Here is a 15,021-nt window from a genome sequence, read left to right as displayed (position 1 = left end):
TGGCAGCACCGAGCGAACCGGCCTCGCGATAGAAGACTTTCGTGCCGTCGACAGTGGCGGTGCGGTAACTGATGCTGGTCATGGTCTTAGTCCTTTCTTAACCCGTCACATTGGGTTTGCATGGTTACAGTGATTGGTTCATCTCTCTGCTTGGTCAGGCGTGCACCACGACGATCTTTCCGCCGGCTTCATTGGCCTCCATGACGCGGTGCGCCTCGCGAATTTCTTCGAAGCGGAAAATTCTCGCCGGTTTCACATCGAGCCGGCCAGCCGCAACCTCGGCGGCGATCTGCTGAAGGGGCACGTCCGAGAGCGGGAAGCCAGGCGTGCCGAACACGAAGCTGCCGAAGAATGTCAGATAGACGCCGCTTGGCATCTGCAGCAGCGGGTTGAAATCGGGGATCGGATCAAGCCCGCCGAGCCATCCGGCGAGGCAGGAACGACCCCCGCGGCGGAGCATGGCCAGGGAATCCAATACCACGCTATTACCCACTAGATCGAGCACCGCATCGATCGCCTTCGCTTCGGCGATATGTTTCGACAGGTCGGGGCGCTCGATCTCACAGCGCTCGGCGCCCAGCTTCTCAAGCAGGGCAAAGCGGTCGCGATTGCGCGTCGTGGCGATCACCCGAACGCCGGCGTTGACCGCCATCTTGAGCGCCGCCTGGCCAAAGGAGGAGGTCGCACCGCGGATGACCAGCAACTGCTCCTTCTCGATCTGCAGATTGCGGAACAGGCAGGTCCAGGCGGTCGCGTAGGTTTCGGGAATGGCCGCGAGTTCGGCCCAGGGCAGGTTTGCCTCGATCAGGGCGACGTTGGAGACCGGGGCGCGGGTATATTCTGCATAGCTGCCGTTGATGGTGCGGCCGAGGCCACCCATCAGCGCCGCCACCTTGGCGCCGACCGGGAACTCGCCGCCGGGGCAGGATTTCACGATGCCCACGCATTCGATGCCGCTGACCGGTGCCGCTTCGGCCCATTCGCCGCGGCGCATATGCATCTCGGCATGGTTGAGCCCGAAGGCCCTGATCTCGATGACGACGTGACCGGCCTTCGGTTCCGGCTCCGAAATATCCTTGTAGACCAGGCTGTCCAGTCCGCCGAATTTCTCAAGAACGATCGCACGCATTGTCAATTCTCCCATCTGGATCGGCAGCCGCCTGCTCGCTGCGGCGGATGCGTGTTGCGTGAAGTAACCTATCTGAATGATTTACAATGGTTACGACGATGCAGCGTAACTTGTCAACCGTCATTGGAGCGGTTATATGAAATTTATATTTTCGAGAGGCCGCCTGCAGTGAGTGCCAGGCGCGCCCGGAACAGGAGTTATGATGGACAACCGCTCTCCCGCCATTTTCGTCGGCGATGCGCTGGGACTGGATTTTTTGAATTCGGTGGCAACACCCGTCGACACGCCGGTCGACTGGATCGAGGACGGCGAGGGGCTACTGGGCTGGCTGGAGCAGGCCGGGCTGGTGCCGCGCGAGACGCTGGAGGCGATGCGGGCCGAGGCGCTACCCGGCGAACTCGACAAGGTCGCCGACCAGGCGAGGAACCTGCGCGAATGGTTCCGGGCTTTCGTGCGCAAGCATAAGGGCCGACCGCTGACAGCCGGTGTGCTGGACGAATTGGGACCGCTGAACCGCCTGCTGGAGCGCGACGAAGGCTTCAGCCGGATCGTTGCGCAACAGGCGGATGGGGGCAAGGGGCTCGAGTTTCAGGCAATGCGCAAATGGCGCTCGCCGGAGGCGCTGCTTTTGCCCATCGGCGAAGCGCTTGGACGCTTCGTCTGCACCGAGGATTTCGCGGACGTGAAAGCCTGCGAGGGTCCAACCTGCACCTTGCTCTTTGCCGACCATACGCGCGGGCACCGCAGGCGCTGGTGCAGCATGGCCATGTGCGGCAACCGCGCCAAACAGGCGGCGCATCGGCATCGCCTCAGACAGGCGTAAAGCGCGGCGGCAAGCTGCGCGAGTTTGGGAGCTCCACCCCTACACCTGCTGAACACCAGACCATCTGCGGCTGCTTAAGGCAGGGAGCCGTGCCAGGATCGGACATGCCGCCGGTCGCGACAATCAATTCTCAGCGGGCCAGTCGTGCAGCAAGGTGATGCCGTATTTTGGAGAAACCGTCCTGAGGCGGTCAACCTCCTCGTGCGTCGGTGGCCCGATCACTTCGCCTTGCCGGAATTCTCGGCCGGCCTCCTCCAGGAACTTGTCGAAGAGGGCTGGTGTATCAATCAGGATATAGCGTGCCGGCTGGCCGCTCATATTCACCAGTTGATGCGGCAGCCCTCGCTTGAGAAAGATGCTTTGACCAGCGGTCAACTGGTGCGCCTCTCCGTTGACCACAGCGGTCAGTTCTCCCTCGAGGACGTAAATGGTTTCATCGTCCTCGGCGTGAACGTGGATCGGCGTCTCGGTGTTTCCGCCGCTGATGTTTTCGAAGAGGCAGAACTGACCGTAGGTCTGCTTGCCGGACAGCAGACGCTTCATAACCACGCCGGCCAGAACAAACTCTTTCGCTTCCATGCTGCTCATAGCAGTCATCCTTGTTCGAATGGGGTTTTGCTCGACCTAAAGTCGGCTCGGTGCTTCCGGGGACTGGTTCCCGTCACCCATCAAGATGCGAAATTGCCGAGAGCCGCGCGCAACGTCTGCGACGGCAGTTCGCCATAGCTGGCCTGATAGTAGCGCGCGAAAGCGCCCAAATTGACGAAGCCACAATCGAAGGCGACAGACGTGACGGTTGTCCCAGGCAGCGGCGCAACGAGCATGGAGCGGGCTTCGGCCAGCCGAACACGACGTGCAAAGGCCATCGGCGAAAGGCCGCGTGCTCGCCTGAAGGAATGGAACAGGGTCCTGGCGCTGGTGTTGGCGACCGCCACCAGCGCTTCGATAGTGACAGGCTTGTTCCAGTTGTCACGGATGTATTCTTCCGCGCGCCGAACCTGCCATGGACCGGCCTCGGGCGAGCCGTTTTCAAGCCTGTGGCTATAGTTGTGCTGCGCATGGTGCAGATACGCAACCATGATTGCCTGCTCCATTTCAGCAATGAGAAGCGGCGGCATCGGGTTGCCGGTCCGGCTCAACTCTCCGACGACGAACTCTATCAACCTGAGTTGGGCATCGTCCGCGATCACGCTCAGCGGCGGATCGACAGGTCCGCCGATAAGGCTGGAGAGCTTCCGTACCAAACCCTCGGGCCTGATCCGTATGATGAGATGCTCGAAATCGGACGAATACCGCAGATTGAGTCGCGCGCCGGGTCCGCCGACAATTCCCCTGTTGCGGGACAAAGTGCCCGATGCTCTGTCGATGATCGCGTCGCCGCTGCCGCGTAAGGGAAAGCCCTGCAGAAAGTACCCGGACTGCTCGACCAGCACATTCATGGCCGCGCCATAACGGGCATAGGTCAATCCGACCTCTTCGATTTGACAGTGGTTGAGCCTGGCATCGAACAGGTCTTCGTCCCGCGGGAAGTCAATCGATCGAACCGAGAACAGACCCGAAATGCGGGTCAGGAGCTCATCCGGATCGGATGTTGCCAATTGGTTGAAGCGACCGAGGGGATGGGACCTGACGGCGTCCATAACCTGATTCCCGTTCCACGGCCCGATCCGGGGTTTCTCGCACGTGGTGGTGGCAGTCTGAGGCCGATCATTGCAGGAATCAAGTAGGCGCAAACCCCCGATCATGAGATACTTCCGCGTGTCCTAGGGCCGTTCGTACCCGTTCACGAAGGGTCAATGCGGATAGGAACACTGCCAGGGAGGAAGGACATGAGCAAGGACATCACTAAGGCTCAAGCCGTCAATGGCAATCAAGATCGCACGGGAATGAGCCGCCGGAACCTGTTGCTGCTTGGGGGCACCGCCCTTGCTGCAGCCGCAATATCACTGCCGGTCACGACACGGCCGGCGAAGGCACAAGCCGCAACAAAGCCCCCGAACATTCTCATCCTGTGGGGAGACGACATAGGCTACTGGAACATCAGCACCTACAACCAGGGCATGATGGGCTACAAGACACCCAACATTGATCGCATCGCCAAGGAAGGCGGGATGTTCACCGACTACTACGGCCAGCAAAGTTGTACGGCCGGGCGCGCAGCCTTCATCACCGGACAAACGCCTTACCGCACCGGAATGCTGAAGGTCGGTTTGCCGGGGGCGAAGGAAGGAATGCAGGCGGAAGACCCGACCCTTGCGGACCTGCTCAAGCCCTATGGCTACATGACCGGGCAGTTCGGCAAGAACCATCTCGGCGACCGCGACGAGCATCTGCCGACGGCCCACGGCTTCGACGAGTTCTTCGGCTCGCTCTATCACCTCAACGCCGAGGACGAGCCGGAGCATCCCGACTATCCGAAAGATCCGGCATTCAGGGAAAAGTTCGGCCCCCGCGGCGTTCTGCATTCCTTTGCGGACGGACGAATTGTGAATACCGGACCACTCACGAAGAAGCGCATGGAGACGATCGATCAGGAGGTCACCGATGCCGCGATCGATTTCCTGAAGCGCGCCAAGGAACAGGACAAGCCATTCTTCCTGTGGTGGAACTCGACGCGAATGCACATCTGGACACGGCTCAAGGAAGAAAGTCAGGGAAAGACGGGGCTCGGGATATATCCGGACGGCATGGTCGAACACGACCAGATGGTCGGCCAGATGCTCAAGGCTCTGGACGATCTGGGCCTCGCCGAAAACACGATCGTCATGTATTCGACGGACAACGGTGCGGAGAAGTTCACATGGCCGGACGGCGGCCAGTCACCATTCCGCGGTGAAAAGAATACGAACTGGGAGGGGGGCTTCCGTGTTCCCTGCGCCGTTCGCTGGCCCGGCACCATCGCACCGGGCACGGTCTACAACGACATCGTCGCTCATGAAGACTGGATTCCGACCCTTCTGGCTGCGGCGGGCGAACCGAATATCAAGGACAAACTGCTTGCCGGCTATCCCGTTGGCTCCAAGACCTTCAAGGTGCATCTCGACGGCTACGATATCACCCGGTACCTCGCGGGAGACGGCGCCGATCCTCGCAAGGAGTTCATCTATTTCGTGGACGACGGATCGCTCGTTGGTTTGCGCTACGAACAGTGGAAGATCGTCTTTGCCGAGCAACGCGCCGAGGGGCTTGATGTCTGGCAGGAGCCGTTCGTGCCGCTGCGTCTTCCGAAGCTGTTCAACCTGCGCTCTGATCCATTCGAAACAGCGGACCATGAAGGCATGGACTATGAGCGCTGGCGCGTCGAACACCTGTTCGTCATGGTGCCGGCACAAGCCTATGTCGCCAGGTTCCTCGAGACCTTCAAGGAGTTCCCTCCGCGTCAAAAGCCGGGAAGCTTCTCGATCGACCAAGTGATGGAAAATATTCAGAATTCGCCGGGCGGCGGGAACTAGATCTACAAGCGCCAAGGCGTATCGCGTCCCGACCCCGATCGGGACGCGATTTAATCTCTTCGGCAAAGTGGTAGAGCGACAAGCTCGAACGAAGGCAATCAGCAACCGGTCACACGTCCGCAGGCGCCGCACGCCGTCATGCCTGCGTTACGCCTGCGTGAAATCGTGCTAGATGGCAGAAGACCAAAGCCCGAAAGCAAGATCGCGTATTGTCGAGGAAACCGCCATGCCCAAGACTGACATTGCCGCTGCCCCGGAGGGGAAAGAGGAAGCCTCTCAACTGATCGATGCGCGGATCAAGGCGCTGGGCGACTGGCGGGGTGAGATGCTGGCCCGGATCCGAACTCTCATAAAGCAGGCCGATCCCGACGTGGTCGAGGAGGTGAAATGGAGAAAGCCCTCAAACATGTTGGGGATTCCCGTGTGGGAGCATGGCGGGATCATCTGCACCGGGGAAACCTACAAGAATGCCGTCAAGCTGACCTTCGCCAAGGGCGCCTCGCTGGAAGATCCTTCTAGCCTCTTCAACTCCAGCCTCGAAGGCAACACCAGACGTGCCATCGATTTCCATGAGGGCGAGCAGATCGATGAAGAGGCGCTGAAGGCGCTCATTCGCGCCGCCGTGGCACTGAACATGTCGGCGCGCTCCCGGAAGAGCCCTAAAAGCGCTTGAGGCGCGTCGACTGCGGTGGACCGGAAGCTGCAGTAAGGGACTCTCGCGGGAAAAGGAAAGCCGGTTCCGGCCGGCTCGATGCTGACTGCCAGGGCAGGAACGCGAGGCCGGAACAGGAGAACTTCGTGACTGGCAGCGCCGCGTGGTCCGGAGCGCGGTCGGTCAGTGCAAGGACCAGGTGACCGACGTACCGGCGAGAGTTTTCCTCAGATGCTCGTTCGCCTCCACGCCCGCAGCATCGGCTGCATATTCCGGTTTCAGCCGTTCGAGGAAGTACATCGTCATCTTGCCCTTGTTTTTCACCTCAAGGGCACCTCGCGGGGTGCAGTCGAAGTATGACTTTACGTGTTGATAGGTGCCCTCGGAGATGTTCACCTGGTCGGCTTCGTCCGTGCTCTCCATACGAGCCGCGATATTCACTGCGTCGCCCCAGACATCATAGGTGAACTTCTTCCGGCCGACGACGCCGGACATCACACTGCCGGTATGCAGGCCGATGCGCAGGTGCCATGGCCGCTGCCCGATCGCGGCCCAGCGGTGGTTCGACGACACGACAAAGCGCCTGATATCGAGAGCCGCAAGGCAGCAGCGGACAGCGTGGTCCTTGCGGCCCTGCATCAGACCGCCGGCACACATGTAGGAATCTCCGATGGTCTTGAGCTTCTCCAGCCCATGCCGCGCGACGATGCTGTCGAACTCGGAGAAGTACATGTCGAGGTCATCGATCAACTCCCGAGGGGAGAGTTCGACGGCGGATTTGGTGAAGTCGACGAAATCGGTGAAGAGGATCGTCGCGGAGGGATGGTGGCGGGGCTCGACCGAGCCCTTTTCAGTCAATTCCGCGGCTATCTTGAGTGGAAGGATGTTGAGAAGCAGGCTGTCCGAGCGCTGCTTCTCCGCGGCCAATGCCTGCTGCGAGCGCTGAACCTCGGCGAGCTTCAGGCGCAGTTCGAGCTGGGCGATGGTTTGGCGCGCGAGGCGTCGGATGCCTTCGGCAGTCTCGAAGGCAAGCTCGCGCGGGGCGAGGTCGAGGATGCAGAGCGTGCCCAGAGCATGACCGCCTGAATCTATCAGCGGCATGCCTGCATAGAAGCGGATGAAGGGTTCCGTCGCGATGAAAGGAAGCGTCTTGAAGCGGTCGTCGGCGTGCGTGTCGGGGACAACCAACATGTCGCTGCGGCAGAGCGCGTAGGAGCAGCAGACACCGCCGCGAGGGACTTCTTCGAGGTCGGAAGGAACGCCGTGACGGGATTTGATCCATATCTTGGTGTCGCCGACGATGTTGACCATCGCGATCGGAGCACCGGCAATCAGGGCGGCGAGATCGGTGAGGTCATCGAATCCGGCTTCGGGGTCGGTACCGTAAACGCCATATGCCCGTACTGCGGCCAAGCGTTCAGCCTCGTTCTCAGGTAAGGGGAAATCCATGCCTGCGCCCTCCGTTGTGCGAAGGCAAAAATGGCCAAACCGTCGAGGTGAGGCCGGGCGGCTACCAAGCGAAAATCTACTCCAGCTATGTCACTTAAGCAATGACGCCGGCGGGCATCCAAGCGAGCGGTTCGGGCCGACTGTTGCCCGAAAAAAAGAAAGCCGGCTCAGGGCCGGCTCGAAAGCTGACCGGCCGGGCAGGGGAAACGCGAGGCCGGAACTGGAGAACTTTGTGACTGGCAGTGACTGATTACCAAATGCCGAGACAGCAGAAACAGGCGTAACGAGCGCCTTTGGGCGGTTCCGCAAAGAGAAGGGCGGCGGCGCGGAAACCGTTGCTTGCCTCGGTCGTTTTTGTACGCGACGAAAATCACCGCTTGATGACAAATGGAACCTCAGGTGGATTTTTCTTTGCGACTTGCGTGTAGCCGACACTCTTCTTTCCGTGAATAGTCTGTTCATCCTCGGTGGGATGTCAAAAGTGTCGCAGAGGGGCTATATAGCGGGCGAAAAACGAGGAAATACTCAAGAATTCAGCAATGGCTCCCATCATTTCCATCCGAAATCTCACAAAACGCTACGCCAATGGATTCGAAGCGCTGAAGGGCATCGATCTCGATGTCAAAAAGGGCGAGATCCTGGCACTGCTTGGCCCGAACGGCGCGGGCAAGACGACGATGATCTCGATCATCTGCGGCATCGTCAATCCGAGCGGCGGCGAAGTGCTGGTCGCGGGACACAATGTCGTCAAGGATTTCCGCGCAACGCGAACGATGATCGGTCTGGTGCCGCAGGAGTTGACGACGGACCAGTTCGAGACGGTGTGGAACACCGTAAGCTTCTCCCGCGGGCTGCACGGCAAGAAGCCGGACCCGGCGCATATCGAAAAGGTGCTGCGCGAGCTTTCGCTCTGGAGCAAGAAGGACAATATGCTGCGGGAGCTCTCCGGCGGCATGAAGCGTCGTGTGCTGATCGCCAAGGCGCTCAGCCACGAGCCCGAGATCCTGTTCCTTGACGAGCCGACCGCGGGCGTTGACGTGACGCTGCGAAAAGACATGTGGCGCGTCGTCGAGAAGCTGCGGGAATCCGGCGTCACCATCATCCTGACGACGCACTACATCGAAGAGGCCGAGGAGATCGCCGACCGCGTCGGCGTCATCAACGGCGGCAAGCTGCTTCTGGTCGAAGACAAGACCGCGCTGATGACGAAGCTCGGCCGCAAGCAGCTGATCCTCGAGCTTGCCGAACCGCTGGACAAGCTGCCGGACTGTTTCTCCGGAAACGGACTGTCACTGGAGCCGGACGGCAGCCGGCTGATCTATGATTACGACGCGCACAACGAGCAGGAGAGCATCGCCGCACTGCTCACTCGCCTTGCGGCGCAGGACATCCACTTCAAGGATCTCTCGACGCGGCAGAGTTCGCTTGAGGATATCTTCGTAGCGCTGGTGGGAGGCGCGAAATGAACTTCGAAGCCGTCAAGTCCATCTATTTCTTCGAGATGGCACGCACGCGCCGCACGTTACTGCAGAGCGTGGTTTCACCTGTGATCTCGACCTCGCTCTATTTCATCGTCTTCGGGGCCGCGATCGGCTCGCGCATCCAGGAGGTGGAGGGCGTTTCCTATGGCGCCTTCATCACGCCGGGTTTGATCATGCTGACGCTGCTCGGGCAATGCATCAGCAACGGCTCCTTCGGCATCTATTTTCCGAAATTCACGGGCACGATCTACGAGGTGCTCTCGGCGCCGGTCGCCATGACGGAGATTCTGCTCGGATATGTCGGGGCGGCGACGACCAAGGGGCTGCTGATCGGCGTCATCATCCTGCTGACGGCCAACATCTTCGTGGACGTCAGGATCGAGCATCCGTTCATGATGATCCTGTTCTTCCTGCTGACGGCGATCACCTTCAGTCTGTTCGGCTTCATGATCGGCATATGGGCGGGCAATTTCGAGCAGCTGAACCTCATCCCGATGCTGGTCGTGCCACCACTCACCTTTCTCGGCGGGAGCTTCTATTCGATCAACATGCTGCCGCCCTTCTGGCAGGCGGTCAGCCATTTCAACCCGGTGCTTTATCTGGTCAGCGGCTTCCGATGGAGTTTCTTTGGCATCGCGGATGTGAACCCGCTTGCCAGTCTCTCGATGATCGCCATCTTCCTCGCGCTTTGCCTCGGAACGCTGGCGTGGATTTTCAAGACGGGGTACCGGCTGAGGAATTAACGGGAGACAACCTCGATCTGTGTGGCTCCGCAGAACGGCGTCGATTATCTGAGCGCACTGCAGGGGCCGACATCTGTCGGCCTTACACGGCCGGCCTTGAGATCAGACAGCTGCGGGATCGACGGATCCGGCCCTCCGATCGAGGCCTGAAAGACGGCGCGGTTCAATGTGATCATGCGACCGCTCGTTGTGAAGCTGACCATTTCCTTCTTGTTGGCGTAGGCAACGCTCGCATTCATGCGGCAGAAGTACTTCACCCCTCCCTTCGAAACGGCCCAGCCGAGAACGCCGGATTTGGCTGGTGCTAGTTTGCCGACTGTGTAGCCCTGCTTCAGCAGGTTCGAATATGACTCGGCATTTGCGCTCGTAGCGACTGCGAAACTGAAAATCCCAAAGGCGACAATGAAATAACTCAGTCTGAAATTCATACTCTTTCCTCACGAATAAAGGCGGTAAATACTCTTATAGGTGTAATAAATCCATTGCAATCGAAATAGTTGAAACGCCCTCAACCTCTGCGGGCAGGCGCTCGCCACCGCCCGTCTTGACGCTGTCCGACATGACCGGCTCCTTTCAGAATAGGTTTTTTGGCGCGGATCAGATCCGGTTGATCGTCGGAAGGAAGCATACGACCTGCCGGCGCCGAGCGGGCTCCAGGGTGTCGATGCGGTCCGTCCAGAATTGTGCGGCCTCGGGCGTATCCTGCTCCCAGCAGCGGGTGGACACGAGGTTATCGTCGATCACCGCGCGGCGGTGGCCCCCCAGGCGCATATATTCTTCCGCGAGTTGTTTTGAGAGATTTTCCATGCGCAGCTCCTTTCAATCCTTCAACCCGGCTGCCCGAAGCAAAGTTCCATGGATTGAAGAATATCGAGCTGCGTTCCGCTCTTAGTCGCGCATCCTGAGTTCGTCCGTCTGAATCTGCAGCGAACCGAGTGTTTCGAGGAAGCTCATGCCGAGCAGGCTCTGCTCGAGCATGTCGTCTTCGGCGACGCTGGCGGCGACGTCGGTGCGGACGATCGGGCCTATGGCGACGCGGTCGAGCGTCACGGGTGCTGCGCGGGCGCGGCCGTTGGCAGTCATGACCGTCATCGAGTAGTTGAGATTTTCGGGGATGATGCCGATGCGTTCGGCGTCTGCGCGCGACAATGCCACCATGCTGGCGCCTGTATCGACGAGCATCGGGATGGTCTGGCCGTTGACCGAGACGTCGGCCTCGAAATGGCCGTTCAGCAGCTTGTGCAGGATGATCTCGCTGCCGCCTTCGCTGGTGGTGACGACGACGGCATGGCCGGGCACGAGACCGGCGAGCAGGCGGTTTCCGACGCCGAGCAGGTCTTGGCGGTAGAGGTAGACGGTCGCAAGCGCCAGGATGATCACCAGCCAGATCATCAGGTTGCGGATAGTTTCGCCCGCACTGCGGCGGCTCGCCCAGACGCCGGCCGACAGCATCAGCGCGATCGGCAGGAGATAGATCATGCGGCCGAAATCGTTGGTGTTCATGCCGAGCACCCGTCCGCTGTCATGATTGTAGACGAGCACGGCAAGCCCGACGGCGAGGATAAGCAGAAAAATGGCAAGCCGGTTCATGAGCGATGCTCCGGCACTGCGCTCGTCTCGCCGGCCAATATGGCGGGCTGGGCAGACAGACGCGCGTTCAGCATGGCCATGATCTGCTGCCTCTCGCTATCGGAATAGGACATCCAGTTGCCAATCTCGCCAAGGGTGCGGCCGCAGCCGATGCAAAAGCCGGTTGCGGGATCGAGCGAGCATACATGGATGCAGGGTGTTTGCATGGGCAAAATATCGTGATTTCACAAGGCGGTGGCAAGGGCGCAGAGCGCCGCGATTTCGGAAATCTGCTGGGCGGCGCCGAGCGTGTCTCCGGTATGGCCGGCAAGCTTGCGGCGGATATAGAGCGTGAATGCGAGCACGGCGATGCCGGTTGCGAGCAGGCTGCAAACGAACGCCAGCAGACCGAATACCGGCCAGACGAGAAGGGCGGAAAAAAGGCAGCCGGTGACGAGGGCGAGGTGCATCGCACCTTCGTCGGGCCGACCGTACGAGGCGGCGAGCCCATCCTGCTTTGCGGGTGGAAGGCGGTGCCAGTGCCAGACAAGGGCGGCGCGGCTGAGACAAGCTGCCGCGGGAATCGCGAAGACGGCGGCAAGCGGCGGAACTTCGCGGGCAATGGCGGCAAGTGCGGAAGCTCGAAGCGCGATCGAGAGAACGAGCGCGATCGCGCCATAGCTGCCGGTGCGGCTGTCCTTCATGATCGCAAGCGCATGGTCGCGGTCGCGGCCGCCGCCGATGCCGTCGACGGTATCGGAGAGCCCATCTTCGTGCAGGGCTCCGGTGACGATGATCTGGACGGCGAGCGCCACAAGCGCTGCCATCAGACGGTCGGCGCGCAGGCCAAGGAGGATGAGGAATACGGCGGCCGGGATGAGCCCGATCAGGATCCCTGCCAGCGGGAAGGCACGCACCGTGCGGCTCAACTTTGCGACGTCGCCGGAAAAAAGCCATTGCGGCACGGGAAAACGGCTCAGGAAAGCGACGGCTCGGACGGTGTCGAGCGCATAGGCCTTAATGTTCATGTCCCCCGCTTCGCGCATGGAAGGTGCGGCGCTTTTGATGTTGTGAGGCCTAACGGCTGCCGTTAATAGACTCGCCAAGAAAGAAGCCGATTTGCCGGAAAATGACAAGTTGGCTTGCATCAATGTTCCAGGAATACAAGGAATCTGCATCCATGAGCGTTTCAGGCCTGCCGTTCGACGATTTCCGTGCGCTGCTGCGCGATCTGCCGGGGCCGGATGCCCGGGCGCTGGTGGCCGCACGCGAGCGTGACGCGCAGCTGACCAAGCCGCCGGGCGCGCTTGGGCGCCTCGAGGAAATCGCCTTCTGGCTGGCGGCCTGGACGGGCAGGGCGCCGGCCGTCAACCGGCCGCTGGTCGCGATCTTCGCCGGCAATCACGGTGTAACGAGACAGGGAATTACGCCTTTCCCGCCAGCGGTGACCCAGCAGATGGTGGAGAACTTTGCCGCCGGTGGCGCAGCGATCAACCAGATCTGCGTCGCCTACGATCTCGGCCTGAAGGTCTTCGACCTGGCGCTCGACTATCCGACAGGCGATATCACGGAAGAAGCAGCGCTTTCCGAGCGCGACTGCGCGGCGACCATGGCCTTCGGCATGGAGGCGATTGCCGGCGGTACGGACCTGCTCTGCATCGGTGAGATGGGCATCGGCAACACGACGATCGCGGCGGCGATCAATTATGCGCTCTACGGCGGCTCGGCACGCGACTGGGTTGGCCCCGGAACCGGTTCGGAGGGCGCGATGCTGGAACGCAAGGTGGCTGCTGTCGAGCGCGCCGTGGAGCTGCACCGCGATCATCTGAACGATCCGCTGGAAATCATGCGCCGCCTCGGCGGCCGTGAGATTGCCGCGATGGCAGGCGCCATCCTTGCCGCGCGCGTCGAGAAGATCCCGGTCTTGATCGATGGCTACGTGGCGACGGCGGCAGGCGCGATCCTGCAAGCAGCCAATCCTTCGGCGCTCGACCACTGCCTGATCGGCCACGTCTCCGGCGAGCCGGGGCATCTCAGGGCGATCGAGATGCTCGGCAAGACGCCGCTTCTAGCGCTTGGCATGCGGCTTGGCGAAGGCACGGGGGCGGCACTTGCGGCCGGCATCGTCAAGGCGGCTGCGGCCTGCCATTCCGGAATGGCGACATTCGCCCAGGCTGGCGTCACCAACAAACACTGAGCATTTCAGTATTGGTGCGGGTTTTGCGACAGGTGCTTGCGGGCGGAACCGGGAACCGGTATTCGCATTTTTACTCATGGATGGCGGCTACGGCCGCCTAGACCGCAAGACGAGGGCGCCTTGACAAAACCTGCCGTAGGCAAGCTGACCGGTGTCAGCCATTTCTTTGCTGCCGCTGGGTATTCCTGGGCAGGCTTTCAGCGCCTGCTCAAGGAATCGGCCTTCCGGCACGAGCTGCTGTTCGCGGTTGTTTCGCTGGTGCTGCTCGCGGCCGCCGGTGCCTTTCTTTGGGAAATGATGATTGCCGTCGTGCTGTTCCTGATGCTCTTTGCCGTCGAGGCACTGAACACGGCGATCGAGGAAGTCATCGACCGCATCTCGCCGGAAATCTCGATGGTTGGCAAACACGCCAAGGATCTCGGTTCCTTCGCCGTGGTCTGCATGATCGGTGTCTGCGGGCTATACGTGCTCTTCACGATCGGCAGGCATCTGCTCGAATTCGTCTGACCCTAGGGTCCGGGCTCATAGCAAGCCGGCGGTGGTTGAGGCGGACGGCAACCCCTAGCCCAGAAGATTCAAAACCGCGAATTGCTCGGAGCGGAGATAACGAGTAGAATCTCGGACTTTAATTCGACCATAAGGAGTAGGCAATGAGCAGACTGTTGATACTGTCGGCTGGTGCCATCCTGGCACTGGCATCCGTAGCGTCCGCTGCGCCGGCTATGCAACCCCTCAAGATCTCCAAGGAATGCAGCCAGTACACCGGCGAGACCCCAAGCTTCTGCACCATTACGGAATCGAACCTCGCGGCGATCCCGGCGGGCTCCAAGATCTTCTACTATGGGCCGGTGACCGGCAGTCCCCTTTTCGGCAGCAGCACGGCGGTCATTACCGTCGGAAACGGAGACACGGCGGTCGGGTACTGCGTCACCTATGACACCGCCAGCCCGATGCAGGGAACCTGTGCGTTCCATGCAGGCAGCGGGGCGCTTGCCGGATTTCAGGCGGTCGTCAAGGTGACGGTCGACGACAAGCAGATCTATCACTGGGACGGAGGCTACCTACTTGGCGCCGTCGAGGCCTCCAAGTGAGAACGAAAGAAATGCTGCTCTCGTCTGGCTGTTTGACGTGAATTCGTGCCCTGACGGATAATCAGTAGGTGTGACAGGCGGCGAGGCAGACGGCCGCAGGGACGTTCGTCGCTGATCGATCGTACCGGGTGGCTTTCGGCGGAATGTTCGGCATCGTCACTTTGCCCTCGACCTTGTGGCGGATGGCATACAGGATCGGGCTCTTGGGCATCTGCTCCAGAAGCAGCTCGCCAGCCGTGCAACCGGCGATCTCGCCATCGGCCAAAAGGAAAGCGATTGGGCGGCACGGGCCGTCGGTCAGGGCGTGGATCTTCGTGGTTCGCCCGCCGGAACTGCCGCCAACGGAATCCGCTTTATGGGTCCGGACCCTAGGCGAAGCTCTTCCGCTTGCGGGAGACGGCTTGCGCTTCCTCGACGGCGGGCAGGCTCTGCAGC

Annotated in this window: 18 protein-coding genes; 8 read left to right on the top strand and 10 right to left on the bottom strand. The window is 60.8% G+C overall.

The genetic code is table 11. The features are described from left to right. Positions 1-154: 154 nt before the first annotated feature. Positions 155-1,129 (bottom strand): zinc-binding alcohol dehydrogenase family protein, encoded by a 975-nt coding sequence (locus tag ACPYOI_RS30265; protein WP_481414873.1) that lies wholly within the window; start codon positions 1,127-1,129, stop codon positions 155-157. A gap of 202 nt (positions 1,130-1,331) precedes the next feature. On the opposite strand from ACPYOI_RS30265, the gene ACPYOI_RS30260 reads away from it, so the two are divergent. Continuing rightward, complete coding sequence (locus ACPYOI_RS30260; RefSeq protein ID WP_481414874.1) at positions 1,332-1,952, top strand: CGNR zinc finger domain-containing protein; 621 nt, start codon at positions 1,332-1,334, stop codon at positions 1,950-1,952. 123 nt (positions 1,953-2,075) lie between these two features. On the opposite strand, the gene ACPYOI_RS30255 is transcribed toward ACPYOI_RS30260, so the two are convergent. Together ACPYOI_RS30255 and ACPYOI_RS30250 are read right to left on the bottom strand one after the other, a co-directional pair. Continuing rightward, positions 2,076-2,540 (bottom strand): cupin domain-containing protein, encoded by a 465-nt coding sequence (locus ACPYOI_RS30255; protein ID WP_481414875.1) that lies wholly within the window; start codon positions 2,538-2,540, stop codon positions 2,076-2,078. Positions 2,541-2,620: 80 nt separating this feature from the next. Then, on the bottom strand, positions 2,621-3,592 hold the full coding sequence (locus ACPYOI_RS30250) for an AraC family transcriptional regulator (protein WP_481423769.1): 972 nt from the start codon (positions 3,590-3,592) through the stop codon (positions 2,621-2,623). A gap of 189 nt (positions 3,593-3,781) precedes the next feature. On the opposite strand from ACPYOI_RS30250, the gene ACPYOI_RS30245 reads away from it, so the two are divergent. Further along, positions 3,782-5,404 carry an arylsulfatase gene (locus ACPYOI_RS30245; protein WP_481423768.1) on the top strand — a complete coding sequence of 541 codons (1,623 nt, stop codon included), beginning with the start codon at positions 3,782-3,784 and terminating at the stop codon, positions 5,402-5,404. Between the two features lie 226 nt (positions 5,405-5,630). Next, on the top strand, positions 5,631-6,077 hold the full coding sequence (locus ACPYOI_RS30240) for a DUF1801 domain-containing protein (RefSeq protein WP_481414878.1): 447 nt from the start codon (positions 5,631-5,633) through the stop codon (positions 6,075-6,077). A gap of 162 nt (positions 6,078-6,239) precedes the next feature. On the opposite strand, the gene ACPYOI_RS30235 is transcribed toward ACPYOI_RS30240, so the two are convergent. Continuing rightward, a complete protein-coding gene (locus ACPYOI_RS30235) occupies positions 6,240-7,505 on the bottom strand; it encodes an adenylate/guanylate cyclase domain-containing protein (RefSeq protein ID WP_481423767.1) in 1,266 nt (421 codons plus the stop codon). Between the two features lie 539 nt (positions 7,506-8,044). On the opposite strand from ACPYOI_RS30235, the gene ACPYOI_RS30230 reads away from it, so the two are divergent. Further along, positions 8,045-8,971, top strand: coding sequence for an ABC transporter ATP-binding protein (locus tag ACPYOI_RS30230; RefSeq protein WP_481414880.1), 927 nt, complete (start codon positions 8,045-8,047; stop codon positions 8,969-8,971). Continuing rightward, complete coding sequence (locus ACPYOI_RS30225; RefSeq protein ID WP_481414881.1) at positions 8,968-9,729, top strand: ABC transporter permease; 762 nt, start codon at positions 8,968-8,970, stop codon at positions 9,727-9,729. Before ACPYOI_RS30230 ends, ACPYOI_RS30225 begins: the two co-directional genes overlap by 4 nt. Positions 9,730-9,773: 44 nt before the next feature. Here ACPYOI_RS30225 and ACPYOI_RS30220 read toward each other — a convergent pair whose 3' ends face one another. The 5 genes from ACPYOI_RS30220 to ACPYOI_RS30200 form a co-directional block, all read right to left on the bottom strand. After that, positions 9,774-10,157, bottom strand: coding sequence for a hypothetical protein (locus ACPYOI_RS30220; RefSeq protein ID WP_481414882.1), 384 nt, complete (start codon positions 10,155-10,157; stop codon positions 9,774-9,776). A gap of 169 nt (positions 10,158-10,326) precedes the next feature. After that, positions 10,327-10,536, bottom strand: coding sequence for a hypothetical protein (locus tag ACPYOI_RS30215; RefSeq protein WP_168831039.1), 210 nt, complete (start codon positions 10,534-10,536; stop codon positions 10,327-10,329). Between the two features lie 81 nt (positions 10,537-10,617). Continuing rightward, entirely contained in the window at positions 10,618-11,319 is a 702-nt protein-coding gene (locus ACPYOI_RS30210) for a TIGR02281 family clan AA aspartic protease (protein ID WP_481414883.1), read from the bottom strand. After that, positions 11,316-11,525 carry a DUF1289 domain-containing protein gene (locus ACPYOI_RS30205; protein WP_481414884.1) on the bottom strand — a complete coding sequence of 70 codons (210 nt, stop codon included), beginning with the start codon at positions 11,523-11,525 and terminating at the stop codon, positions 11,316-11,318. The genes ACPYOI_RS30210 and ACPYOI_RS30205 overlap by 4 nt, the downstream gene beginning before the upstream one ends. An 18-nt stretch (positions 11,526-11,543) precedes the next feature. Further along, entirely contained in the window at positions 11,544-12,326 is a 783-nt protein-coding gene (locus ACPYOI_RS30200; protein WP_481423766.1) for an adenosylcobinamide-GDP ribazoletransferase, read from the bottom strand. A gap of 152 nt (positions 12,327-12,478) precedes the next feature. Here ACPYOI_RS30200 and cobT point away from each other — a divergent pair, with 152 nt between their 5' ends. From cobT to ACPYOI_RS30185, 3 genes are all read left to right on the top strand, one after another. Then, positions 12,479-13,495, top strand: a complete 1,017-nt coding sequence (gene cobT / locus ACPYOI_RS30195; protein WP_481414886.1) for a nicotinate-nucleotide--dimethylbenzimidazole phosphoribosyltransferase — start codon at positions 12,479-12,481, stop codon at positions 13,493-13,495. Between the two features lie 120 nt (positions 13,496-13,615). Then, positions 13,616-14,002: a diacylglycerol kinase gene (locus tag ACPYOI_RS30190; RefSeq protein WP_481414887.1), complete on the top strand. Its 387-nt coding sequence runs from the start codon at positions 13,616-13,618 to the stop codon at positions 14,000-14,002. 143 nt (positions 14,003-14,145) lie between these two features. Continuing rightward, a complete protein-coding gene (locus ACPYOI_RS30185) occupies positions 14,146-14,586 on the top strand; it encodes a hypothetical protein (protein ID WP_168831045.1) in 441 nt (146 codons plus the stop codon). A 61-nt stretch (positions 14,587-14,647) separates the two neighbouring features. Here the strand turns inward: ACPYOI_RS30185 and ACPYOI_RS30180 are convergent. Then, the coding region (locus ACPYOI_RS30180) for a transposase family protein (RefSeq protein WP_481423765.1) at positions 14,648-15,021 on the bottom strand (374 nt) is incomplete at its 5' end.

Source organism: Rhizobium sp. SVR5-2C (assembly GCF_056755115.1).
Note: the sequence above shows the minus strand (reverse complement) of the source record. Positions and strands in the feature narration are given on the sequence as shown.

Bases quoted from the DNA above. Each gene is read 5' to 3' on its own strand.
- ACPYOI_RS30185 (WP_168831045.1), top strand. From the start codon at position 14,146: ATGAGCAGACTGTTGATACTGTCGGCTGGTGCCATCCTGGCACTGGCA.
- ACPYOI_RS30210 (WP_481414883.1), bottom strand. From the start codon at position 11,319: ATGAACCGGCTTGCCATTTTTCTGCTTATCCTCGCCGTCGGGCTTGCC.
- ACPYOI_RS30245 (WP_481423768.1), top strand. From the start codon at position 3,782: ATGAGCAAGGACATCACTAAGGCTCAAGCCGTCAATGGCAATCAAGAT.
- ACPYOI_RS30225 (WP_481414881.1), top strand. From the start codon at position 8,968: ATGAACTTCGAAGCCGTCAAGTCCATCTATTTCTTCGAGATGGCACGC.
- cobT (WP_481414886.1), top strand. From the start codon at position 12,479: ATGAGCGTTTCAGGCCTGCCGTTCGACGATTTCCGTGCGCTGCTGCGC.
- ACPYOI_RS30260 (WP_481414874.1), top strand. From the start codon at position 1,332: ATGGACAACCGCTCTCCCGCCATTTTCGTCGGCGATGCGCTGGGACTG.
- ACPYOI_RS30200 (WP_481423766.1), bottom strand. From the start codon at position 12,326: ATGAACATTAAGGCCTATGCGCTCGACACCGTCCGAGCCGTCGCTTTC.
- ACPYOI_RS30255 (WP_481414875.1), bottom strand. From the start codon at position 2,540: ATGAGCAGCATGGAAGCGAAAGAGTTTGTTCTGGCCGGCGTGGTTATG.
- ACPYOI_RS30250 (WP_481423769.1), bottom strand. From the start codon at position 3,592: ATGGACGCCGTCAGGTCCCATCCCCTCGGTCGCTTCAACCAATTGGCA.
- ACPYOI_RS30220 (WP_481414882.1), bottom strand. From the start codon at position 10,157: ATGAATTTCAGACTGAGTTATTTCATTGTCGCCTTTGGGATTTTCAGT.
- ACPYOI_RS30265 (WP_481414873.1), bottom strand. From the start codon at position 1,129: ATGCGTGCGATCGTTCTTGAGAAATTCGGCGGACTGGACAGCCTGGTC.
- ACPYOI_RS30240 (WP_481414878.1), top strand. From the start codon at position 5,631: ATGCCCAAGACTGACATTGCCGCTGCCCCGGAGGGGAAAGAGGAAGCC.
- ACPYOI_RS30215 (WP_168831039.1), bottom strand. From the start codon at position 10,536: ATGGAAAATCTCTCAAAACAACTCGCGGAAGAATATATGCGCCTGGGG.
- ACPYOI_RS30205 (WP_481414884.1), bottom strand. From the start codon at position 11,525: ATGCAAACACCCTGCATCCATGTATGCTCGCTCGATCCCGCAACCGGC.
- ACPYOI_RS30235 (WP_481423767.1), bottom strand. From the start codon at position 7,505: ATGGATTTCCCCTTACCTGAGAACGAGGCTGAACGCTTGGCCGCAGTA.
- ACPYOI_RS30230 (WP_481414880.1), top strand. From the start codon at position 8,045: ATGGCTCCCATCATTTCCATCCGAAATCTCACAAAACGCTACGCCAAT.